Origin of the sequence: Vibrio sp. RM-41-2B, assembly GCF_024744415.1 — a bacterium.
GTDB lineage: Bacteria > Pseudomonadota > Gammaproteobacteria > Enterobacterales > Vibrionaceae > Vibrio > Vibrio diabolicus.
In genome coordinates, this window is record NZ_JAMQWD010000014.1 from 178,745 (window position 1) to 200,964 (window position 22,220).

Sequence of the window (22,220 nt, forward strand, 5' to 3'; positions counted from 1 at the left end):
CATGAAATACATATCATTTTCTATGCTGGCTCTTTCTATGATGACAGCTAGCGCATACGCTGAGCAACAACTCTCTCAACAACCCGCACCTGAACTGTTCGTGCCTTCAGAAGCGGTTGAGATTAATGGCCAAGATTATCGCAAGGTGCAAACGGGTACAGCTAGGAGCCTATCCGAAGAAGTAAAACTTCAAGCCGGTGATGAAGTGTTTAAGAATGCGTTTAGCAATGTATCCAAGGCCACTGGACTGGTTTACATCACGGTAAACAACCCTAACGAAGCGAAATCGGTCGCCAAAGAGCTAAAGCTGGAAGTTGTCTTCGCAGAGGGAGAGTCTGCGGTGTTAAAAGCATCTCAAGATCAAGACCTACTGAGCATTAGCGACTATCTAAACGCAGACAGCCGGGTAAAAACGTCTAAAATTGAACTAAACAGCGGTAAGTACCGTGCACAATAATTCTCTAGCAAGAGAAGTTGGCTGATAAAACCATGCCTCAGCGATTGCTGAGGCATTTTTATAGGTGGGTATAGAGACCCTCTTTTTCTTTTGTAGATTACTACAGAACTAGCATGATATTTAGGGGAGCGTGTCCGGCTGCGCCTGTCATTTCTTAAATAAAATAACTTCGGTTCTTAGTTTATCCTGCGTGGTTTCTTGCGGATTATCTAAGTAGCGCTCAATCCCTAATGGACTGGTTTTGGCTTTCATACCACTCTGACGAACCAAGTTCATCGCTAAAGCCCATGCATTTCCCAAAAACTGATATTCCCCACGGTGCTCGACGACGAATGTTTCACTCTCATGTATGGTACCGGAAACCGCTCCCTCTGGGGCAGTTACTGCGTTATCAAGTGGCAAGCAAGTGATAAACTCAAACGTGCCTTTCTGCATATCCATCGACTGGTAATAACAAAATAACTCGCCGTTCACAGATAAGCCCTTGTCATCAACTATCTGCTTTAACTGTTGAACTTGTTCTTCTATTACCGGACCTAATTCTGGAATGGTGGCCTCGCCTTTTATTCCGATGTAGTGAACCAGAGGCTGGGTTCGATTACCAATTTCAACCAAGTCTGAGAGCACTTGTCCGGTTTCAAGTTTGCTTTTGAGCATGCGTAGCCCACGTTGATAATCCATCTCTATCATCGACTTAAACATACTTTTCAAAAAGAACAGATACCAAGGAACGCGTGATTGCATTTGCCATTCGACTAAACAACCACCTTGTGACGGCGTCACTATTAGAGTCACCTTTCCGTGACTCTTGATTGGGCGAAAGAAATGCAGCTCCATATCTAATCGATGCTCTTGAGTACTTTCCAGTACGATGGCACCAGTCCCAATACGCTGACCATTCCATTGGTAACCGGCTCCAACGTGACCTTGATTATCGCTGAATGTCAGCTCGCAGCTCGGTTCAAGAATGATCCAAGGTGACCAATCAGGCCAGTTATTAAAATCCTTCAGATAGCCAATAATCTCACTTTGATTCTTATTAATTTCAATACTTCTGCTGACCTGATAAGAAAGCATAACGGTTCCTCAAGTTTCCGCGTCACTAACTTCAGTCTAATTCAAATTCCAGTTTTTTCTTGTTTGACTGTGGGTTAGACGCACAAAGCTAGGAACGGAATTCCACTTTCGCACTAAATCGAACACCATCATCGTCCAGTATTAACGCCCATCCCATCCGTTCACATATGCGTTGTACGATAACAAGCCCACAACCGTAGCCGGCGTTGTACGTCTCGTTACCATCGTGACGATTCAGGATCTTAAGAGCATGACCTTTCAACTCAATTTCAATATCCCCTACACTATAGCTAAAGGCGTTTTTAATCAGATTGTTGATAACAATGGTCACAAAACTCTCTGGAGCCGTCACTACACCACTATGTTGTTCGTGCAAAGCGTAATTCGAATCTTGCTTGGCAAATAAAGGAGCTAGCTCTTCCAACTGTTTTTGTAAACAAGTGAGAAGCTGATGCTCTCCGTAATGCTGAGGCTCTATTTTCTCTTTACCGAGCAAGAGAAACGCTTCTGTTAGTACGCGCATGTCTTCACAAGCTGACTGCATTCTCGCGATGGCTTTTTGCGCGACTCGAGGTTGTTCTGGGATACGCGTTAGAATGTCTGTTGAGCCTTTGATCACCATGATTGGCGTTCTCAACTCATGCGATGCAAAACGACTAAATTCTTGTTCTCGTTTGAAATAGCCTGCGATATCGTTTTTATTATCCAGCAAAGTTTGCTCTATTTGGCGTGTCTCGCTGAACTTAGTTTCAACTTGGAAAGCGGGTTGATCCGGTGACATTTGGCTGATTTTGTCTTCGATTTGCGCTAGTGGTCGAGACAATATTCGCACCATATAAATGCCATACCCGACCATAACAAATGAAAATAAGCCACCGAGCAGTAGCGTAAACTGATGCAGCGAACTTTCGTATTCGTCGAGGTAATCATCGGAGTCATCTTGAAACACAATGTACATAAGCCCCTTCCCTGAGGGGTGTTTCAATACGACAAAGTGTTTGTCTTCTTCACCAAGCAGATATTCGTAAAAACCGGGCGAAGTAAAAGAGAGCAACCAATCCGGTGTCGGTGCTTCACTCCAATATGAGTTGAACTCCAATACGTTTGGCAATGGCGCATCCCAGCCCTGTTTCTCGAAATTCTCACTATAAAGCGCAGCTTCAGTATCAAGCCAGTGATGTAAACTCAGCACTTCGAGTTTGTTTTCTGCCACATAAATCAGCGACCAAAAAAGAGTAAACATCACAAGCGTCATTACCCCAAAACCCCAACGGATCTTGCGATAAATACTTGGATATTCGTTATGCTTTAAGTCGGTAACCTTGTCCATGAATAGTCTCTAATCGTGATTCTTCAAAACCTTTGTCTAACGCGGTTCTTAAACCATAAATATGGCTACGAAGTGCATCACTTCCGGGTGGTTCGTCTCCCCACACACTATCGATCACTTCTGTGCGCGAAACCGATGCTGGAGCACGTTGGAGAAGTAACTTTAAAATCTTGGTTTGAATTCGGCTCAGCTTAATTTCTTTGTCTTTTCTCGTCACTTTGCCTGTGCGCGCATCTAAACAAATGTCCGCAAACTTAAGCGTTCCAATATCTTGCCTTGGACCGCGATTAGCCAAAGCATGAACACGTAAACTAAGCTCTTCCATCGCAAATGGCTTCATTAAATAATCATCTCCTCCCGCTTTAAATGCCGCGATTTTGTCATCTAACGTATCTTTTGCGGTTAGGAAGAGGATTGGCGTTCCACAGAGCTGATCTTGTCGAAGTTTCTGTACCGTACTAATGCCATCGAGCTTAGGCATCATGATATCCATGATGATTACATCGTAATGATTATCCTCGATTAGCTTCAGTGCGGCCTCACCATGATACGCACAATCGATAATCATGCCTTCAAGCTCAAGATAGTCCGCAATCGTCTCCGAGACATTGTGGTTGTCATCTACAATTAAAATTTTCATAAAAATCACATTTCTTCACGATCTCTTCACGATATGCCCAATAAGATACAGGCAATTTCCTAAACTAGCTCATAAATTGAGGTTAATACAATGAAAAAACTCGCTCTTATTTCTGTAGTAAGTTTGGCATTGTCTGGTTGTGGTGGTTCAGGTGGTGGCAGCAATAGCGATAGCACGCCAACTCAACCAGTAGTGAAACCAAGTGTAACGATTGGCTCTGTTGAAGCAGTCAACGCTGAAGAAAACACGTTAACCGTCAATGGATATACATACCATGTGTCTGGGGTGGTTTATGGCGATACATCAATGCAATTGGCCGATGTAGAACCAAAAATGATGGTTCAAGTAGGGACAGGTGTTCGTAAAGCGTCTGACGATGGCTTCTTAGTAACACTTGAGCCAACCATTACCGGACGTGTTACAGCAATTGATTATGTGAAGAAAACATTTACGGTAAACGGCGTAGATCTGCAGTTTGACGGTTTAAGTGATGATATAGAGATCAACGACTGGGTGATGGTGTCATCCTTGCCGACTGCTGATGCGGGTTATCGAGTGTTGTCTGTGGTCGAAATCGACGTAGATAACGATTACCCAACTCTTGGAAGCTACTACGAACTGGAAGGTCGCATTACTAGTATCGATGAAAATGCTAGCACGTTTAAGCTTGGTACAAATATAACCGTATCTTACGACAACATTAGCCAACTTAGCATCGGCCAATGGGTGGAAGTAGAAGGTGAAATGCAAAACGGCATCTTCATGGCAAATGAGGTAGAAGTTGAAGGCTACGACGTCATAAGCAATGACAGCGATGTGGAAGGCATCGTGACTTGGGTTGCAAATGATTACAGTGAGTTTTCATTAAACTACCGAGGTGCATTCTTCATCGATAACGCAACACGATTTGAAGATGGCAGCAAAGCGAACCTAAAACAAGGCCAAGAAGTGGAAGTAACGTCTGTCATGAAAAATGGCAAACGCATCGCTACCGTTATTGAGTTTGAGCAACCAGACTTTGACGATAACAACCAATGGCAAGGTAAAGAATTTGAATGTGAAGGATACGTATCAAACTACGATGCTGAAGCAAGAACATTTGACATCGAGCGTTGCGAAAACGACGCAGATCAATTGCTAAACAACACTACCGTTGTGATTGATGCACAAACACGCTTCCAAGGCATCGAAGAACTTAACCTAAATGGTGCTCGTGTCGAAGTCGATGGTGTAATCATCAACGACCAAAATATTGCCCGTGAAGTGGAGTTGGACGTTTACGACAACTGATCCCTTCTACGCTAAAGAAAAAGTGTCACTTCGGTGGCACTTTTTTGTTTTTCTATTTTTAAATCCTCTCTCTTCTTTTGGCTCACTTTAATAGCGAAACCTTACAGTAAAAAAAGAGCGCCGATTGACGCTCTTTCCGATCTCTAATTGATAACCAATTATGCGGCCTCTGTCTGACCTATCCAATGATAATGGTGGTTGGCTTTTTTACCCACTAAACCGAGCTCTGCCAATTCATCAAACACCTTGTCTACCTCTTCCGCAGATAACCTAAATTGTTTGGCAACGGCTTTTTTTGTGCACGTAATTTGATGCGTTTTAAGTGCATCGCTCACTTGCTCTAACAGAGTTTTCGGTTCTTTTGGCTCTTCAGGCTCCGGCGTTACTGGTATTTCTTGCTCTTCTTCCTCTTTGATATGAGGAAGATACCCCGCTGGCTCTGGTTCTATATCGCGAACCGTTTTCAGTATCATGCCCTCATTTCGGCGGTAGAAATGTCGGAACCGTTGCTCTTCACCAATCAGGCCGACAAAAAATGCAGCAAAGAAATCCAACAGAATCGAAAGAAATACAACCAAGCCAAGCTGAGCTTGCTGAGAGGTGGTACCAAATGCGTTGGCTAGGCTATCAATCAAACCAATCACTGAGCCTTGCGTGACCGGTGGCAAACTATCACGTTCCATAGCCAAGCGTTGCTGCTCTTCGCGTAAGGTTTTGTTTTGCTCCTGAATGCGAGTTACACCAGTCGCGATACGCTCCATCTCGATGTATTTCTGCGCTGCCATATTGTTGAGCTCAATCTGTTTATCGATTGCCGCAATTTGGCGATTAAACGCTTCCACTTTCGCCTGCTCTACCGAAATATGACTTTGTGCGCTGTTTGTTGCACTGTTAATGCCACCAATACTACCGCCAATGGAGATCGCAGCTAAGACTAAATAAAACACGAGAGCGGTTGCCGCCCCTGTATAGTTGCGATGGGCTCGGCGCTCACCGTATTCATACCAAGCGTAGAACTTACCCGCTTCAAAAATAATCGCTAAACCACCAAATAAGGTTTGCATCATCGGGTTTTCGTCGATCGACAAAAACAGCAATAGAGAAAAAATAGTCGATGCTAAAATCGCAGCACCAGTGAATGCGTATACACTCACCATGGCAAATCGACCTTTAGGGTATCGATATCCAATCTGTTGTTCGTATTTCATTTGAGAAATTTCTTAAGATTAATCGCCCCTCCGACTAAGTAGGACGGACGTTCTGGCATGTACAAAGGAGTGCAGAATACCGTATCCTTTATTAAATTACCGTCATAATTCCGTTAATGGAAAACAAGTGAAGATTCGGTGTGCATTTTGAATCGATATCAGCCAAATCTAGCACGTAAAAACACCACTTCGGCACCCACTAACCGAAGTTTCAGTGACATATAAGAGAGATTAATTCAGTATCTTCAAAAGCGACTAGGCAAGACAGACAAGCTGAATTGGAGGTTATGAATGCAAGCCGAATCAAGACATGCCATCTGCCGTAACACGTTGCTTTAAATCGTAAAGAGCCAAGCTATTAAAGCGTTAAAAATAGGCAATAAAACAAATAATGCACACTTGCATCACCTTTTAGTAAACTGATAATTACATTGTTTGGTTAATTTGTTAGTATCCCGCGCCGAAGAAGATAAGCACTCAATTGTATGGAAAACTCTCTAATACAGCATAAACACCATCGCTTGCACGCTATTGCGGTTATTATCGCGGTGTTGTTTCAGTTGTATTTAGCGTCCACAGCGACTCTTAACCCAACACAAGTTCACAGCACAACCTGGCTTAACAAAGTTCAAAGTGAAAAGGTCTTACTGTGTACCGCAGATGGTTTCAAATGGGTGGATATCAATACGCTGATTGAAGCTAATGCTCAACCTTCTTCTACGCTCATTCAAGATCTTAATTTACATGAAGGCTTTCAGTTTGAATGTCCGCTTCTACAAGCGGTTCAATTCTTTCTTTTGGTTGCGATTGGGCTATACCTGACTACCATCCATTGGCAGCGCCGAGTCAAGAAAGCTCTGACGCCTTACCGATTTTCAAAATGCGATAAGCTCGTTTACAAACACATCGCGCCTAAGCACTCTCCGCCGAGTGTTTTTCCTGCCTAACAGGCATCTAATCATTAACAACTTTATTCAAAAATAACGATGACTCTGTTTGTTGTCCATTCAGAGAAGCTATTCATTCAAAAGGAAAAACACATGCTTAAATCATTTAAAACCGCCGCTATCGCGCTTATTGCTGTCATCGCTAGCCCACTGAGTTTAGCGCACGATTATGAAGCAGGAAAAATTCATATCGACCATCCATGGAGCCGCGAAGCGCCACCAAACGCACCTGTTATCGGTGGTTTTTTTCAATTAACCAACCACGGTGACAGTGAAGATGCATTGATCGCAGCAGAAAGCCCAATCGCAGGACATGTCGAAATTCACACGCATAAGAAAGAAGATGGTGTGATGAAAATGATTAAGATTGACGAAGTGCGCGTTCCAGCCAATGACTCAGTGTTGTTTAAGCCAGGCAGCTTCCATTTAATGATTTTCAATCCAACACAAGCGCTCAAAGAAGGTGACCGCTTCCCTATGACGTTAACATTCAAAAACGCGGGTAAGGTGGAAGTAGAAATGGCGGTTGAAAAACAAGGTCACATGGAAAAACACATGCACCATTAATGACGTAAACAAAAATGCCCGCTGATTTAGCGGGCATTTTTATTTCAGCTTAGTAAAATCATTATTCCGATAGGTCATAACCCGATTATTCAGAATAATGGCAGCTAGTAGCGCTTAGCGAGACGAAGTCATATACATAACAGCATGCTCGGACAATAGATTCTGAATCACGCTCGTCCCTCATTGTTCAGAATGACATTGAAAGATTTAAGAACCCTAACAAGGTTCCCTACTCGCATGAAACTCAATCTCTCAGCGAAGTCTTCCAACCATCATTTGATAAGACTAAGCGAAGTCATAAAATTTGGTAACAATGCCCATAGCGCAATTAGTTTTCTTTCTACTTGAAACAGACCTCAGCCCAACGAGCTAGGCCAGCAGTTACCGAGCCAAAATAATTTCCACTGACGACCGGAATATTTGGCAGTACGGTTTGCACCGCATCGCGCAAAATTGGCGAGCGTGCCGAACCACCAGTCATAAAGATAGCATCGGGTTTCACCCCAGCTTGCTCTACCGCTTCTGTCACCAACGCCGTCATTTTATTCTTCGGCGACTGAATCGCTTCGATCATTTCGTCTCGTTGCACATCGACTTCAATCAGTTCTGACAGTAAGTTGATGCCAGTTCGGTAAGATGCTTGCTCTGAAAGCACCACTTTCGCTTCTTCGGCACGGCGAACAATGTTGTAGCCTAAAGACTCATGATACACCTCTAGCAAACGAGCAAGCTTTTCTGGCTCTTGAGCCTGCTTTTGAAGCAACTTCAACGCGGATAGATTCTCTCGAGAATAGAAATCACTCTGCGCTTCTACATTGTTGATTGCTATCGGGTTCCAGAATTGGGTGGCCGGCATCACAATACCTGACTCCATTTTGCTTTCCATGCCAAACGGGAACATGAGCTGCTTAAATGCTAACGCGATATCAAGATCATTCCCGCCGACGCGCTGGCCACTATGAGCTAACAAGCTTGCGGTCCTATCCGCTTTGCCACGCCAAGACGGCCCCATTTGAATCAACGAGCAGTCCGTTGTACCACCGCCAATATCGACCACTAGAATGGTTTTGTCTTCGCTGAGTGTCGCTTCATACTCTAGGCCCGCCGCGACAGGCTCAAACTGAAACTCCACATTTTGGAAGCCCGCACGTTTCGCTGCCCGCAACAAAATGCGTTCAGCCTGAATGTTAGCCGTTTCACCGCCACGCCCATGGAAGTTAATTGGCCGGCCGATAACAGCATCGGTAATACTTTGCTGCGCATCGTTTTCGGCTTGCGACTTAATATTGTCCATCATCGCGCAGACAAGATCTTCGAAGAAAGCCAATTGCACGTCACGCAAGCCAGAAGCGCCAAGAAAAGACTTCGGCGACTTTACGTAATAGATATCACGAGGATCTTCCAAATAGAGATTAAGCGCCGCCTGACCAAATGCAATGTCGTCAGATTCGAGATCAATACTTTCTTCTCTGTTTAAATTGATTGCCCGGCGTAAAACCTGCTCACCAACTTGATCTAATGGTTTAATATCTCGATGGCGAAATAAGTGCTCGGATACCGATTCACGAGTCGGTGCAGCAAGGGTGGAAGGAATAAATGGACTGCTCCCTTCTAGGTTAAGCATTACTGGCTCACCCGATTCCATTTTTGCCACTGAACAGTTTGCAGTGCCATAGTCAAAGCCGATAAACATAGTTCCTCCCACTAATAAGGGCCTGTAGACCGTTAAAAAGCCGGCAATGCTAACTTAATGGCATAGGAATTACTATCCTAAAATCGTGTGTAATTTAACGTGGCAAGTCTATCTAAGGTTTATTGCTCTCTTTTTTCATAGATGGCAAAACAACCGCAACCAATAACGCTAATAATAAGAATACAGGAGTAAGCGTTAACCCGTGCCAGATCGAATAACCGTCATGGAACAACCAGAAAATACCAACTGTCAAGAGATACGCAAAGTAACTGCAAAACACTAAGCTAATCGCAACAAAGCGCGTTCGATTGATAATAAGAATCCGCACTAGATACTGACTAAGAATATCAGAACAGTGCATGGCAAGCTGCCAATTGATGATAAAGAAAGCAAGCGCAATAAACCCTGCAACCACTAGTGAATCGTGAGTATTTAAAATAAAGTAGCTACCAAATCGGCTTATGATGATCGGGTAATCCCCTTCATATACTGTTGACCAAGATATCGCGTTTGCTGCTGCAATATAATTCGCAAAATAAGCGATGGCGTAAAAAGTCGTTTGAGAACTGAACGGCTGAAATACATCCGTACAATATCCTCGCCATTCTTCTTTGTTGGCGGTAGGTCCAACCCAGTTACGTTTTTGATGAGCGACGCGCTCGGCGAATGCAGGTCCGTTGCGAAACAGCAACCAAAATATATACAGTGAAAGTATGACCAAGAGTATCGAAAACATACCCTTCCCCCTCAGAAATTATCGGCTCCACTGCCAATGGCGTTGGGGTCGTAAACTGCACTTCCCTGCTATACCTATTTCATTTATCTGAACTTATTATTTTATTGCTGCCAAAACTTATTTAACGACATGCTAAACAGAAACATGGTCTCACTTGATGCTTAAGCCCAAAAGCCTACTTGTAGGTTTAGCACACAAAAACAGGGCCTGCAGAATGGAGAAAAGGAAATCGCGACTTATTAACGAACATGAAAACGCTAACTTGCTACGGTGACCGCGATGAGCGGAGAAGCATTCAAAGCGGTCATACATGCGGGAGGAACAGCTATTTCTCTAGCTTCTCTTCAAATACACCAATCTCTCTACCCAGCCAAATCGCGCGTTCCGTATGATCGAGCAACTCTTCTTCACTCACAGGATGGATAAGCACAGAAAAATCACCTCGAATCGTATCGAGCCAAGCCAAAAACTCTTCACTCAATGACTCTAGGTGAATTTCAAACATCGGCATTTTATGTGGGCCAACCAATCTTCCAACCAAAGGAAACACACGCAGCACATCTTGACGCTCTTGACGGATGATCTCGTTCAAGGCTTGCGCTTTATCTTGTTCTCTTAAAGGAAAATAAACATGAGCGTGATACATAATTTCTCCATAATCACTTCGACTTGAGCACCATCTACTGTTGATAAGCTCAAGGACCGCCGAAGGTATACATTTGTAATGTCGTCACCCTACCCTGATTCCACTCTGTTGGGAAGAAGTTATGTATTCTCATAAGGCCGGAGTTTCGGGCACAACAAAAAATCTCAATACAACACATAACAACTACTTGAGTTGATTCATTAATAATGACTCACTTTGTCAAATTTTACAGCCAAATTTTGTTGCAAATATGTTTCATTCAATAGCAATTAAATTCGAGTTTAAAAATGCCAACAATTAAAAATTAGCATATTACTCTACAAAATCAGGGTGTAAGCAAAACTTTACTACTGGTCAAAAGTCAAAATGAAGCACAATTTAACAATTTGTTTACACTTATTGTATCTGGCTATACCACGATTTAGTTAGAGGGTTAGATGCAGAAAAAATGTTTCTCTGTGTCTTGCGATGAAATAGCCGCAGCGGTGTTATCGAAAAATAGTTTAAAGGACGTACAGATGCCTACAGCTATAGAAAACACAAGCAACCTTGGGTATGGCCTTTGCGCTGATATCAGAGTTTGAGTACCCATACAAACTCTGGTTTGATATGAACAGCTGCAGTCCAAAAGACACACAGCGTCAAAAGGAGCTTGAGATGAACGTTCAGGCATTACCCATGCATCGGTTTATCGACCATCATGGGGACCTCGTCGGCCAACTACCCAACTGGGCTGACACTGAAACTTTGGTCGGGTTTTACCGAGACATGGTATTAACTCGTACTTACGACAACAAAGCCGTTGCGTTGCAACGCACCGGCAAGTTAGGGACCTACCCTTCGCACCTAGGTGCTGAAGCCATCGGCATTGCGGTCGGTAGAGCGCTGAAAGCCGATGATGTATTTGTCCCTTACTATCGCGATATGCCTGCAATGTGGTGTCGTGGTATTGGCATGGAGAAGAATCTTCAATACTGGGGCGGTGATGAGCGCGGTAGTGATTTTGCTCGTGAGGGCAGCCCAGTTCCTAGCCGAGATCTTCCATTCTGTGTCCCCATTGCGACGCAATGTACGCACGCTGTCGGGGTGGCTTCCGCATTGAAAATTCAAGGTAACCATGAAGCTGCGCTAGTCATGTGCGGCGATGGCGGTACATCCAAAGGGGATTTTCTAGAGTCAATAAACTGTGCGGGGGCCTGGAATATTCCACTTGTTTTCGTTGTGAATAACAACCAGTGGGCAATTTCAGTGCCGCGTAGCCTTCAATGTGCTGCCGATTTCTTATCAGAAAAAGCGCAAGGCGCTGGTATACCGGGCATTACGGTAGATGGTAACGATGTCGTCGCCGTTTATGATGCAACTAAGACCGCACTTGAAAGAGCGAGAAAAGGGAAAGGCGCAACACTCATCGAAGCGGTCAGTTACCGATTAAGTGACCACACTACTGCCGATGATGCGACTCGTTATCGTAAAGAGGACGATGTTCAAACCGCATGGCAATACGAACCTATCGCACGTCTTAAAACGTATCTCCTTAATCAAGGAGCTTGGAGCGATGAACAAGAGCAACAATGGCTAGAATACTGCAAGGAACAAGTGGAACTGGCAGTTGAGCGCTACCTCAGCTTACCGTCACAAGCACCTGAAACTGGGTTCGATTATTTGTATGAATCGCTTCCCCAAGAGCTTCACGCTCAAAGAGATGAACTCATCAACAAAGCAATGCGAATGCAGGGAGGCAAACATGGCTGAGCTAACGTTAGTTGAAGCAGTAAACCTCGCTCTGCACCACGAAATGCAACAAGACCAAAATGTTGTCTTGTTAGGTGAGGACGTAGGTGATAATGGTGGCGTATTCCGTGCCACCGTAGGGCTCAAACAAGAGTTTGGTCTCAAACGAGTGATCGATACGCCACTCGCTGAAGCGTTAATCGGCGGTGTTGCGGTCGGCATGGCAACGCAAGGATTACGACCTGTCGCCGAATTTCAATTTCAAGGTTTTGTTTTTCCGGCAATGGAGCACTTAATGTGCCACGCGGCACGCATGCGTAACCGAACTCGCGGTCGCCTCACTTGCCCTGCGGTTTTTCGTGCGCCATTTGGTGGCGGTATTCACGCTCCAGAGCACCACTCAGAAAGTGTAGAAGCGCTATTTGCGCACACTGCTGGCTTTAAAGTAGTGATTCCTTCTTCACCTCAACGCGCATACGGCCTGCTTCTCGCCGCGATTCGAAGTAATGATCCTGTCATGTTCTTCGAACCGAAACGCATTTATCGAACCGTAAAATCTGAAGTCGTTGATAATGGCGAAGCACTTCCACTCGACACCTGCTTCACCTTACGTAAGGGGCGAGATATCACGCTTGTTACTTGGGGCGCATGCGTCGTAGAGTCACTTCAAGCCGCACAGACCTTATCTAGTCAAGGGATTGAAGTCGAGGTGATTGATTTGGCGAGTATTAAGCCAATTGATACCGCGACGATTTTCAGCTCACTAGAAAAAACCGGACGTTTACTCGTTGTTCATGAAGCGAGTAAAACTTGTGGTGTGGGCTCTGAGCTTTTAGCTCGAACAGCCGAACACGCCATGTGCTTACTAAAAGCCCCACCTAAACGAGTAACTGGAATGGACACCATTATGCCTTATTACCGTAACGAAGATTATTTCATGGTTCAGGAAGAAGACATTGTGACCGCAGCGCGCGAACTCGTGGAGGATTGGAAATGAAGACGTTTAACTTACCCGATCTCGGCGAAGGCCTCGCTGAATCAGAAATTGTAAAATGGCACGTTAATGTCGGTGACATGGTTAAGTTGGATCAAGTGATCTTAACTGTCGAGACAGCAAAAGCGACGGTCGACGTTCCCGCCCCCTACTCGGGCCGTGTAGTCAGCCGCCATGGGGAAGAAGGTGATATCGTCAATATTGGCGCATTGCTACTCGAAATTGACGAAACTGGCGCAGAGCGCGGGGCTACGGTAGAGAAAAAAGAGACCGCTGACGCCGCGACCGTTGTCGGCAATGTTTCTCATCAAGCGCATCACGTTAACGTCGATGACTTCTGGATTGGAGGCAATCACAACACGACTGAGAGTAATCTAGTTACTGCTCTACCGTCGGCTCGTCTATTGGCACAAAAACTTGGGGTAGATCTTAATCTCGTGTCAGGCAGTGGTCCAAACGGTCTTATCGTTGATGCCGACATTTACGACGAAGCCGGAAAACAGCGTCCGGGCACAGAAGTATTGAAAGGTGCTCGACGCACCATGGTGTCCTCGATGACTGAGTCACACGAGCACGTTGCTGCCGTGACCATTACAGAAGAAGCGTTGCTGGAAGACTGGCTGCCGAACGAAGACATCAGTATCCGCCTGGTTCAAGCGATTGTTCATGCGTGTCAGGAAGAGCCCGCTTTAAATGCTTGGTTTGATGCAGAAACCATGACGCGTTGCGTGCACAATACAGTTAACCTTGGTATTGCTGTAGATAGCCGTCATGGCTTGTATGTACCCGTATTGCGCCACGCAGATGAATACGAGCCACAAGATGTTCGTCGTTGGCTCGATCAAACTGTTGAAGGGATCAGAGAGAGAAAAATCGGTCGAGAGCAATTACAGCACGCGACGATTACGCTTTCCAACTTCGGAGCGATTGCCGGCATTTACGCGACACCTGTCGTCACACCTCCACAAGTCGCTATTGTTGGTGCTGGTCGAATACTCGACCGAGTGGTGATAAGAAATGGTCAAGCAATTTCGGTGAAAACAATGCCGCTATCCGTAACGTTTGATCATCGCGCTTGTACTGGTGGTGAAGCAGCAAGGTTTACTAAAGTGCTTGCAGAACACCTGCAACGCCCGAGCGAAAAGTAACTGGTAAAAACCAAATGATAAAGGCTTCCAGTTCGGAAGCCTTTTGTTTGAGAGAACAGATTATATCTACAGCTTCTCTAGCAACTCCGGCATCACCTCAAATAAATCGCCGACCAACCCATAGTCAGCGATGTCAAAGATAGGCGCATCGGGATCGCTGTTAATTGCGACAATCACCATTGAGTCTTTCATTCCCGCTAAATGTTGAATAGCACCAGAAATTCCTACGGCAATGTATAATTCAGGTTCAACAATTTTACCGGTTTGCCCGACTTGATGGTCATTAGACACATAACCCGCATCGACCGCCGCTCGGGACGCTCCTACCGCTCCACCTAGCTTGTCAGCCAATTGTTCGACTAAAGCAAACTTCTCTTTACTCCCGAATGCACGACCACCCGATACCACTACTCTAGCCGCTGGCAATTCTGGTCGCTCACTTTCTGGCGTTTGCTGCGAAATAAACTCACTAAGTTTGTTGATAATCACTGTATCGACTTGAGTAACCTTAGGGACAACTGGCGTGTCTGACAGCTCTAGAGCATCAAAAGCCGTACTTCGTATGGTCATCACTTTAAAGGGATCGTTCGACGTGACTGTAGCCAATGCATTCCCGGCATAAATTGGACGAATCACCGTATCGATAGACTCGATTGTCATCACGTCCGAAAGTTGCCCTACATCGAGCAACGCCGCCACGCGAGGCATCACATTCTTACCAAACGTGCTGGCAGGAGAAAGAATGTGTGAGTAATTTTTGGCTACTTGTGAGATCAAAGGCGCGATGTTTTCCGCTAACCCATGCTCATACTCCTTTGCGTCAACCCAAATAATTTCTGCAACGCCCTTAACACACTTCAACTCATCCAAAACCGATTGGCACTGATAACCAATAAGCAATACAGAAACAGGAAGCGATTTATCACCATCCTTGATATCAAATGCCGCTTTAATTGCACACAGCGTCCCTACAGCCAACGACTGGTTGTCATGTTCCGCAATGACAAGTGTTGCTAATGGTTGGTCGTCCATGGTCATGCCTCGTATAACACGTCAGATCCATTACTTGAGCTTAGTTCACTTCACGTTAACGTCAACTGAGCTATAGTTTTCTGTATAGAAACCAAAAACCTGTCACGCAGATGACGATAATAGAAAGGAAGCAGATAGATGGAACGAGAATGCATGGAGTTTGATGTCGTGATCGTGGGAGCCGGACCTGCGGGCTTAAGTGCCGCTTGTCGCCTAGCTCAACTCAACCAAGACAGTGAAGGTGACGCACTTTCAATTTGCGTTGTAGAAAAAGGCTCAGAAGTGGGTGCACATATTTTATCTGGCGCTGTTTTTGAAACTAGTGCCTTGGATGAACTTTTCCCCGATTGGAAAGAAATGGATGCCCCGCTATCAGCCTCAGTTCAGCAAGACCATTTCCTTTATCTTACTACTGAGCAAAACCATATTCGCGTCCCTCATTTCCTTACGCCACGTCCAATGATAAATGGCGAAAATAATTATGTAATTAGCCTTGCCAACCTTTGCCGTTGGCTCGCTAACCAAGCAGAAAGCCTTGGGGTGGAAGTTTTTCCTGGCTTTGCCGCTGCAAACATCAATTATGATCAGAGTGGCGCCGTTACAGGCATTAATACGAGCGATATGGGACTAGATAAGAACGGCCAAGCCAAACCTAACTTTGAGCCAGGTATCGAGCTAAAGGCAAAATACACCCTTTTTGCTGAAGGTTGTCGCGGACATCTGGGTAAAGAACTTATTCAAAGGTTCGACCTAGACGCAGGCAAGCAACCTCAGCACTACGCGCTTGGCTTAAAAGAGATATGGGAATTACCCTCTGACAGCAAGGATGTATCTGGCAGTGTTATCCACTCCGCTGGCTGGCCTTTGAGCGAGACAAATACCACTGGCGGCGGTTTTCTCTATCACATGGAGAACAACCAAATCGCGGTCGGTTTGATCGTAGATTTAAACTACAGTAACCCTTACTTAAGCCCGTTTGACGAGTTTCAACGCTTTAAGCATCATCCAGCTATCGAGCAACACCTAAAAGGTGCCCAACGTATCGCATATGGCGCAAGAGCCATTGCAAAAGGTGGACTTTCTTCTCTGCCGAAACAGCAATTCCCCGGCGGTTTATTGATTGGTTGTGATGCAGGAACTTTGAATGTCGCTAAAATTAAAGGCAGCCACACAGCCATGAAGTCCGGAATCATTGCAGCAGAAGCAGTACATACTGCCCTACAAACTGGGGCTTCTGAGCCAGACTACCAGTCATTGTTTGAATCATCATGGTTGTATGACGAGCTCGCCGAAACACGTAACTTTGGTGCGAACATCCACAAGTTTGGCAGCATACTGGGCGGTGCACTTTCGACCTTTGAGCATAACCTATGGCAACCACTGGTTAAGAAGCCGTTACCTTGGACTGTCAAGGACTATTCGTACGATCACGAACAGTTAAAACCTAAACAAGAGAGCCAACCAATTACATACCCAAAACCAGATGGTGAAATCAGTTTTGATAAGCCTTCATCGGTATTTTTGTCGGGAACACAGCACGAAGAGAACCAACCTTGCCACCTTGTTCTGACTTATCCTCACATTCCAATTGATATGAATTTGGGTATGTATGACGAGCCGAGCCAGCGCTATTGCCCCGCTGGGGTTTACGAAGTGGTGGAAGTTGAGAGTAAGTTGAAGTTTCAGATAAATGCCGCCAACTGCGTGCATTGCAAAACCTGTGACATCAAAGATCCTTCACAAAACATCACATGGAAAGCGCCAGAAGGTGGTGGCGGACCAAGCTATCAAAACATGTAACCAAAGAACCACTTAAAGTGCGAAGCAGTGCATTTACTACTGCCAATTTTTGAAGTGGTTAGGCAAAAAGTCGGTAACTAACAACAGCAGAAAAGAAAAACAGCACCTGATGATTAAATCAGGTGCTGTTTACTAAAATAACTTTATCTTCAGGTAATACTAATCCACGTTAAAAACTTGGTGATGGAACAGCTGATCAACAATTTCATGAGATGTCGCTGACGACCCTAGCTCCAACCCTGATAAGTCAAAGTTCTCTAATGCCACTGACATTGTGTTGCTGCCTTCTCCAGTAATCGTCAAATTCAGAGTATCTTGGGCACTATCGTAGTCTGCGCTTACGTGTTCCAACAAGTTATCCATATCCGTTGTGTCGTCACCGACAAACTCAAGAATGTCACTCAAATCCAACTTGTCTTCATCCAGCCTAAAGTCTTTAATCACATCTCTTGATGACGTCATGTCCAGTGATTCTTGAGTAAAGGTGAAGGTGTCAATACCCTCTCCACCTGTCAAGATGTCACTGCCTAGACCTCCCGTCAGGATATCGTTTCCAAGCCCACCAACCAGAATGTCATCGCCTGCGCCACCACTCAACGTATCTTCACCTGCTTGACCTAGCAAAATATCAATGCTTTCGCCACCAGTGATGCTATTCGCAAACTCATCTCCCACCGACGCATGGCGCTCAGTTTGCACAATATCGGTGCCAGAATCGTTCAATGTAAGTGTAAAGACGTTTTCACTTATGCCACCTTTACCATCAGACACTTTAAACAAGAAATGCAAATCCGCCTGCTGGTCTCCCTGTAGAGTAAGCTCATCGCTTTGAGTAAAGCTATAACTGCCATTGGATGACACTTCCAAAGTGCCGAACGCTGTCTGGATATGAAGCTGACCATCTACGTCACTGGATGAAGAAACTAACGGCTGATTTACGGTTACACCGTGCAGATCTGCGCCCAGCAGAGTGAAATCGCCTTCTGCCAAAGAGACGGTCATGCTATCACCATCAGCGTCCTGGCTTCCCGCCAGTAACTCACCGGCAATTGGATCGGGAGAGAACTGGTTTAGGTACTGCCCCAAGTCTTCACCTGAGTCGATAAACACCACTTTGTCGCTAAGCTCATCTAGAGCCTCTGCTGCTTTGACATTATCAGAGAGAGCAATACCAATCCCATATACTTTGGCGTCATGAGTCTGTTTGTAATCCTCCCAGCGCTCGGTTAGATCAGGAGAAGTAACAGCGCCCTCGCTAGGGTTGGGTTCGCCATCTGAGATAAAGAATATGGTGTCCTTACTCTCAGACGGTTTTTCTGGACCGAAATAATCCCAACCATCCTGCCAAGGGTAAACGGCATTACTTGCCTCACCAGGCTCCATTACAGCCTCTAAAGCTTTATCGTAATCCGTATTGGTACCGTATTCTACGTCACACCAGTTGCGCACATATTCTGAAACTTCATTTTGGAAACTTAAATCGTTTGGATCACGGCCATTCATCTCTGGTGGGCGTGTCATCAACTCAACTTCACTCAAGGTCAGCCAGCTATGTGTGGATGTATCTCCGTCGAAACGTACCAGGCGGATATAGGTGTTTGATTCTCCTCCATCGGCAATCATGTTTTCAACCATGGAATGTAACGCTGCTGCTGCTTTGTAAGCTCTCGATTCAGTTTTCGGTGCGGTTGCCTCACGACCCACGGTATTTTCACCGTCAAAGGTGCGGGTCATGCTGTTCGAGTGGTCGAACACTACCGTCACTTTATTGATCGGTAAGTCTTCCATCTGAGCAAAGCCCTGAACTGGAGATGAGGTTGGGGCATGGTTCTCAGTGACATTCAGGATAACCTGAGTTGTATCGGTATCCACACCATCGCTTGCAGACACTTCCAACTGATACGTTTGCTGAGTCGAGTGATCCAGTTTTACACCATCTTTCAGCCAAATCTCACCACTATTAGAGTCAACACGGAATAGATCAGCATCACCACCACTCAATTCATACTTTATGGTGTCACTGCCATCCGGATCAAACGCTTCCACCTGGCCGACTAATACCCCAACTTCTTGCTCAGCGACGTCAAAGCTTGCTGTATCTTCTGTTGGCATACCGTTGGCATCGGTGCCATGGGTTTGGTCTGTATCACCGACACTGATGAATTCTGGTGCGCGATCTCGGATATCAATGGTAACTTCACTATTTGTAGTATCACCGTCAGCATCGATAACCGTAACGTCAAGCTTCTCTTGTTGATGACCTACAACATTGCTCGCTTGATAGTCGTAGTGACCATTTTCAAAGTTAATGGTCAGCTTACCGTGATTGGTATCAATCTGCGCCAGAGAATGATCCGATATTTTCGTGCCATCGCTGGTAGTGACATCACCGTTTACTTTGTTGTAGTAATATATCTCGCCATCGATAGTGATGTGATCTACCCACTGAGCATCACCGCCATTGTCATCCAGAAGGTTGCCTTGCAACTGGCCTGAGACCGTTTTGCTAAGCAAATCCCCAATCTGAGAATCATCTACAACGACAATAGCACTACCTTTATCTGTCGCGATCGACTCCAGATGTTCCAGAGACGCACCATTACCGATACCGACAGACCAGATATTTTCAACATCCTGACCGCTACTGCTGATGCCATTTTCCATCGCATTTTGCAGAATGATGCCCTCTTCTTCAGAAGTAGGCTGAACCCGACCATTCACTATGTCCTGATAACGCTGTTCACTTTCAAAATCATCTGATGTTGACCACTTAATCAAGTTTTCACGGGTTTGAATTTCTCCCACGTTCGTTTGATTTGTCCAATAGGTAAAGTCGGAAGGTCGACCATCTGAGATAAAGTAAAGCTGGGTATCGGTATTACTAAGCAATGCGTCATCTTCTGGATCACTAAGTATTTCATTTATTTGGTCAACGGCCTGGTTATATGGCGTCGATGCATATGGATGTATACCAGAGATAAAGGCATCAATGGCCTCGGCAGAATCTAGCCACTCAGAAATCTGGCCAGATGGTTGTCCGCTGTAAGTTGCAATTCTAAAACTTACTGGACCCAAATCTTGGTATTGCTCAAACATTGACTTAATAGAGTCCTGAGCAAGTTGCCAGCGAGTAACATATTGTCCGTCTGCATCTGTTACCCAGTCGAGCATTGATTCTGACGCATCAAGTGCAATCACAACACTATTACTTTGTGAATCAACATCATTTATTTCGTAGTGAGCTGAAGACGATGACGGTAATGAATCCGTTACATTCAGATGCAAGGTGGCACTCTCAGACTGACCTCCGGCATCCACCTCTACGCTAGCGCGGATATCCAGCATGTCCGCCCCCTGCTCCGCATGATCAAGAGGCATATGTTGATCAACTGTGAAATGACCCGTTTTGCTATCTATGTTGGCTTGAACCACTTTGATGCGGTCGGCACCTGTTCCAGTATAACCAGTTAGAGTGCTCTGATCTGCACTCACTTCAAACACAACCTCTTTACCATCACTGGTGAAACCACCTAGGTTTTGATCGGCGTTGAAGTGATATTCAGCCTCCGCTGCAGAACCGAGGTTTGCGATAAAGTTGCCTTCAGCATGTACGCCAGTATCCGTATCAACTTGAGATTCATCCAATGCTGCGTGTGCATCACTGAGCGACATAGGCTCACCCATCACACTAACGGTAACTTCTGCTTTATCAGTCAGGCCGTCGTCATCACGGATGGTGTATTCGAAGGTATAATCTTTCACTTCACCCGTTTTCAGGGTTTGTTGATCAGCTGGCAGTGACTCTAGGTACTTGGCCGCATCAAAGACCAATTTACCATCTTGCAGACTGAGGAAACTTTCTGATGGATAGTCGATAATAGTCAGAGCGTCACCATCCGGGTCGCTGTCATTCGCCAGAACATCCAGCTCTAACGTGCCTGAGCCGTTGGTCTGGTAAGCGTCATCAAAGGTCGTCAGGTCCGCTGATACCTGAGTAATAAAGTACTCTGAGCCTTTAGGATCAATGACACCGTCTTTATAGCTGGTAGTAGACATTTCAATACTATCGAAGAAACGCCCATCTGCATTGATGTTGACTACTTGATTACCACCACGGGTACCTTCAAACACACCTGTCGCAACCAAGTCACCTTTGTAGTAAGCCTTCCAAACACCGCGCTCAATACCAGGCTCCCAGCTACCGTTCGAAGTGTCTGTCCATAGGTTTTTCACTTCAACTTCAGCATGATCGGCAACCTGACCATTAGCGAAGGAGAAGCGCATTGCTTCACTTTGTCCAGTTGCATCATCATATCGAATCTGACCATCTTGAACCCGGTCAGAGCCGCTGTCTAGCGCAGAACTAACGCCATATTTGTGGTCGCCGTCACCAACATAATCAGCTTTCGATGCATCAGAAACCTTGTTTCCAGATCGAGTATCAATCACATAGTAATCGACTGTGATATCAGTGCTATCATCCCAGTTGCTCTGGTCAATTGTCTTGGTTGTTTTTTCAATGCCCTTATCATCTTCAGCAATAGGGGCTTCATTAATATCGCGAACCAACACTTCTACCTGAGCGGTGTCTTTACCGCCAAACTGGTCACGAGCTTCCACTTCTAGCTGGTAGTTATCGATAGATTCATGGTCCAGATTTGCACCATTTTTGACACTGATCTCACCGGTAAGACTGTTGATTTCAAACAGTTCGCTATGGCCGTTTAAGTGATACGTAATCTGACTGTCCTGATCGACATCGAATGCATTTACTTTTCCAATTACACCCGATTGACTGTTTTCATCAACGCTAAACTGGTAACTATCGATGTCGGTTTTACCTTGGGCATCCAGACCAAAGTTGTCATTACTCCCACTAACAAATTCAGGAACATCATTAGTGCCCGTAATATCAATCACGATC

At 45.2% G+C, this 22,220-nt stretch carries 17 protein-coding genes; 8 read left to right on the forward strand and 9 right to left on the reverse strand.

Annotated features, from left to right (window positions below):
- The first annotated feature begins 1 nt into the window (after nucleotide 1).
- Nucleotides 2-457: a hypothetical protein gene (locus NB463_RS10195; RefSeq protein WP_258432181.1), complete on the forward strand. Its 456-nt coding sequence runs from the start codon at nucleotides 2-4 to the stop codon at nucleotides 455-457.
- A gap of 147 nt (nucleotides 458-604) precedes the next feature.
- On the opposite strand, the gene NB463_RS10200 is transcribed toward NB463_RS10195, so the two are convergent.
- The 3 genes from NB463_RS10200 to NB463_RS10210 form a co-directional block, all read right to left on the reverse strand.
- Nucleotides 605-1,534: an SRPBCC family protein gene (locus tag NB463_RS10200; protein WP_258432182.1), complete on the reverse strand. Its 930-nt coding sequence runs from the start codon at nucleotides 1,532-1,534 to the stop codon at nucleotides 605-607.
- An 88-nt stretch (nucleotides 1,535-1,622) separates the two neighbouring features.
- On the reverse strand, nucleotides 1,623-2,864 hold the full coding sequence (locus NB463_RS10205; RefSeq protein WP_065646685.1) for a sensor histidine kinase: 1,242 nt from the start codon (nucleotides 2,862-2,864) through the stop codon (nucleotides 1,623-1,625).
- On the reverse strand, nucleotides 2,836-3,504 hold the full coding sequence (locus tag NB463_RS10210) for a response regulator transcription factor (protein ID WP_005395631.1): 669 nt from the start codon (nucleotides 3,502-3,504) through the stop codon (nucleotides 2,836-2,838). The genes NB463_RS10205 and NB463_RS10210 overlap by 29 nt, the downstream gene beginning before the upstream one ends.
- A 90-nt stretch (nucleotides 3,505-3,594) precedes the next feature.
- Here NB463_RS10210 and NB463_RS10215 point away from each other — a divergent pair, with 90 nt between their 5' ends.
- A complete protein-coding gene (locus tag NB463_RS10215; protein WP_258432183.1) occupies nucleotides 3,595-4,794 on the forward strand; it encodes a DUF5666 domain-containing protein in 1,200 nt (399 codons plus the stop codon).
- Between the two features lie 158 nt (nucleotides 4,795-4,952).
- On the opposite strand, the gene NB463_RS10220 is transcribed toward NB463_RS10215, so the two are convergent.
- Nucleotides 4,953-6,002, reverse strand: coding sequence for a Preprotein translocase subunit SecY (locus NB463_RS10220; RefSeq protein WP_258432184.1), 1,050 nt, complete (start codon nucleotides 6,000-6,002; stop codon nucleotides 4,953-4,955).
- A gap of 485 nt (nucleotides 6,003-6,487) precedes the next feature.
- Between NB463_RS10220 and NB463_RS10225 the strand changes: the two genes are divergently transcribed.
- Complete coding sequence (locus tag NB463_RS10225) at nucleotides 6,488-6,949, forward strand: hypothetical protein (protein WP_258432185.1); 462 nt, start codon at nucleotides 6,488-6,490, stop codon at nucleotides 6,947-6,949.
- Nucleotides 6,950-7,042: 93 nt separating this feature from the next.
- Nucleotides 7,043-7,516 (forward strand): copper chaperone PCu(A)C, encoded by a 474-nt coding sequence (locus NB463_RS10230; RefSeq protein WP_005395626.1) that lies wholly within the window; start codon nucleotides 7,043-7,045, stop codon nucleotides 7,514-7,516.
- A gap of 340 nt (nucleotides 7,517-7,856) precedes the next feature.
- On the opposite strand, the gene yegD is transcribed toward NB463_RS10230, so the two are convergent.
- The 3 genes from yegD to NB463_RS10245 all read right to left on the reverse strand — a co-directional run bounded on the left by yegD (nucleotide 7,857) and on the right by NB463_RS10245 (nucleotide 10,591).
- A complete protein-coding gene (gene yegD, locus NB463_RS10235; RefSeq protein WP_258432186.1) occupies nucleotides 7,857-9,209 on the reverse strand; it encodes a molecular chaperone in 1,353 nt (450 codons plus the stop codon).
- Nucleotides 9,210-9,321: 112 nt separating this feature from the next.
- Nucleotides 9,322-9,945, reverse strand: a complete 624-nt coding sequence (locus NB463_RS10240; RefSeq protein ID WP_258432187.1) for a hypothetical protein — start codon at nucleotides 9,943-9,945, stop codon at nucleotides 9,322-9,324.
- Between the two features lie 325 nt (nucleotides 9,946-10,270).
- Entirely contained in the window at nucleotides 10,271-10,591 is a 321-nt protein-coding gene (locus NB463_RS10245; protein WP_005375836.1) for a DOPA 4,5-dioxygenase family protein, read from the reverse strand.
- A 657-nt stretch (nucleotides 10,592-11,248) separates the two neighbouring features.
- Here NB463_RS10245 and pdhA point away from each other — a divergent pair.
- Genes pdhA through NB463_RS10260 form a run of 3 tightly spaced genes read left to right on the forward strand, consistent with a single transcriptional unit; the run spans nucleotide 11,249 to nucleotide 14,464 of the window.
- Nucleotides 11,249-12,343 (forward strand): pyruvate dehydrogenase (acetyl-transferring) E1 component subunit alpha, encoded by a 1,095-nt coding sequence (gene pdhA, locus NB463_RS10250; protein WP_258432188.1) that lies wholly within the window; start codon nucleotides 11,249-11,251, stop codon nucleotides 12,341-12,343.
- On the forward strand, nucleotides 12,336-13,319 hold the full coding sequence (locus tag NB463_RS10255) for an alpha-ketoacid dehydrogenase subunit beta (protein WP_145535255.1): 984 nt from the start codon (nucleotides 12,336-12,338) through the stop codon (nucleotides 13,317-13,319). The genes pdhA and NB463_RS10255 overlap by 8 nt, the downstream gene beginning before the upstream one ends.
- On the forward strand, nucleotides 13,316-14,464 hold the full coding sequence (locus tag NB463_RS10260) for a dihydrolipoamide acetyltransferase family protein (RefSeq protein WP_186437939.1): 1,149 nt from the start codon (nucleotides 13,316-13,318) through the stop codon (nucleotides 14,462-14,464). The genes NB463_RS10255 and NB463_RS10260 overlap by 4 nt, the downstream gene beginning before the upstream one ends.
- Before the next feature lie 66 nt (nucleotides 14,465-14,530).
- On the opposite strand, the gene NB463_RS10265 is transcribed toward NB463_RS10260, so the two are convergent.
- Nucleotides 14,531-15,496: an electron transfer flavoprotein subunit alpha/FixB family protein gene (locus NB463_RS10265; RefSeq protein WP_258432189.1), complete on the reverse strand. Its 966-nt coding sequence runs from the start codon at nucleotides 15,494-15,496 to the stop codon at nucleotides 14,531-14,533.
- A gap of 138 nt (nucleotides 15,497-15,634) precedes the next feature.
- On the opposite strand from NB463_RS10265, the gene NB463_RS10270 reads away from it, so the two are divergent.
- Nucleotides 15,635-17,296, forward strand: a complete 1,662-nt coding sequence (locus tag NB463_RS10270) for an electron transfer flavoprotein-ubiquinone oxidoreductase (RefSeq protein WP_258432190.1) — start codon at nucleotides 15,635-15,637, stop codon at nucleotides 17,294-17,296.
- 159 nt (nucleotides 17,297-17,455) lie between these two features.
- Here NB463_RS10270 and NB463_RS23920 read toward each other — a convergent pair.
- Nucleotides 17,456-22,220 (reverse strand): cadherin domain-containing protein (locus tag NB463_RS23920; protein ID WP_309303563.1); only part of this gene is annotated, 4,765 nt, incomplete at its 5' end.

Excerpts from the sequence above, each read along its gene's own strand:
- NB463_RS10260 (WP_186437939.1), top strand. The coding sequence starts at position 13,316 with ATGAAGACGTTTAACTTACCCGATCTCGGCGAAGGCCTCGCTGAATCA.
- NB463_RS10240 (WP_258432187.1), bottom strand. The coding sequence starts at position 9,945 with ATGTTTTCGATACTCTTGGTCATACTTTCACTGTATATATTTTGGTTG.
- NB463_RS10265 (WP_258432189.1), bottom strand. The coding sequence starts at position 15,496 with ATGGACGACCAACCATTAGCAACACTTGTCATTGCGGAACATGACAAC.
- NB463_RS10270 (WP_258432190.1), top strand. The coding sequence starts at position 15,635 with ATGGAACGAGAATGCATGGAGTTTGATGTCGTGATCGTGGGAGCCGGA.
- NB463_RS10225 (WP_258432185.1), top strand. The coding sequence starts at position 6,488 with ATGGAAAACTCTCTAATACAGCATAAACACCATCGCTTGCACGCTATT.
- NB463_RS10210 (WP_005395631.1), bottom strand. The coding sequence starts at position 3,504 with ATGAAAATTTTAATTGTAGATGACAACCACAATGTCTCGGAGACGATT.
- NB463_RS10255 (WP_145535255.1), top strand. The coding sequence starts at position 12,336 with ATGGCTGAGCTAACGTTAGTTGAAGCAGTAAACCTCGCTCTGCACCAC.
- NB463_RS10205 (WP_065646685.1), bottom strand. The coding sequence starts at position 2,864 with ATGGACAAGGTTACCGACTTAAAGCATAACGAATATCCAAGTATTTAT.
- NB463_RS10220 (WP_258432184.1), bottom strand. The coding sequence starts at position 6,002 with ATGAAATACGAACAACAGATTGGATATCGATACCCTAAAGGTCGATTT.
- NB463_RS10195 (WP_258432181.1), top strand. The coding sequence starts at position 2 with ATGAAATACATATCATTTTCTATGCTGGCTCTTTCTATGATGACAGCT.
- pdhA (WP_258432188.1), top strand. The coding sequence starts at position 11,249 with ATGAACGTTCAGGCATTACCCATGCATCGGTTTATCGACCATCATGGG.
- NB463_RS10230 (WP_005395626.1), top strand. The coding sequence starts at position 7,043 with ATGCTTAAATCATTTAAAACCGCCGCTATCGCGCTTATTGCTGTCATC.
- NB463_RS10200 (WP_258432182.1), bottom strand. The coding sequence starts at position 1,534 with ATGCTTTCTTATCAGGTCAGCAGAAGTATTGAAATTAATAAGAATCAA.
- NB463_RS10245 (WP_005375836.1), bottom strand. The coding sequence starts at position 10,591 with ATGTATCACGCTCATGTTTATTTTCCTTTAAGAGAACAAGATAAAGCG.
- NB463_RS10215 (WP_258432183.1), top strand. The coding sequence starts at position 3,595 with ATGAAAAAACTCGCTCTTATTTCTGTAGTAAGTTTGGCATTGTCTGGT.
- yegD (WP_258432186.1), bottom strand. The coding sequence starts at position 9,209 with ATGTTTATCGGCTTTGACTATGGCACTGCAAACTGTTCAGTGGCAAAA.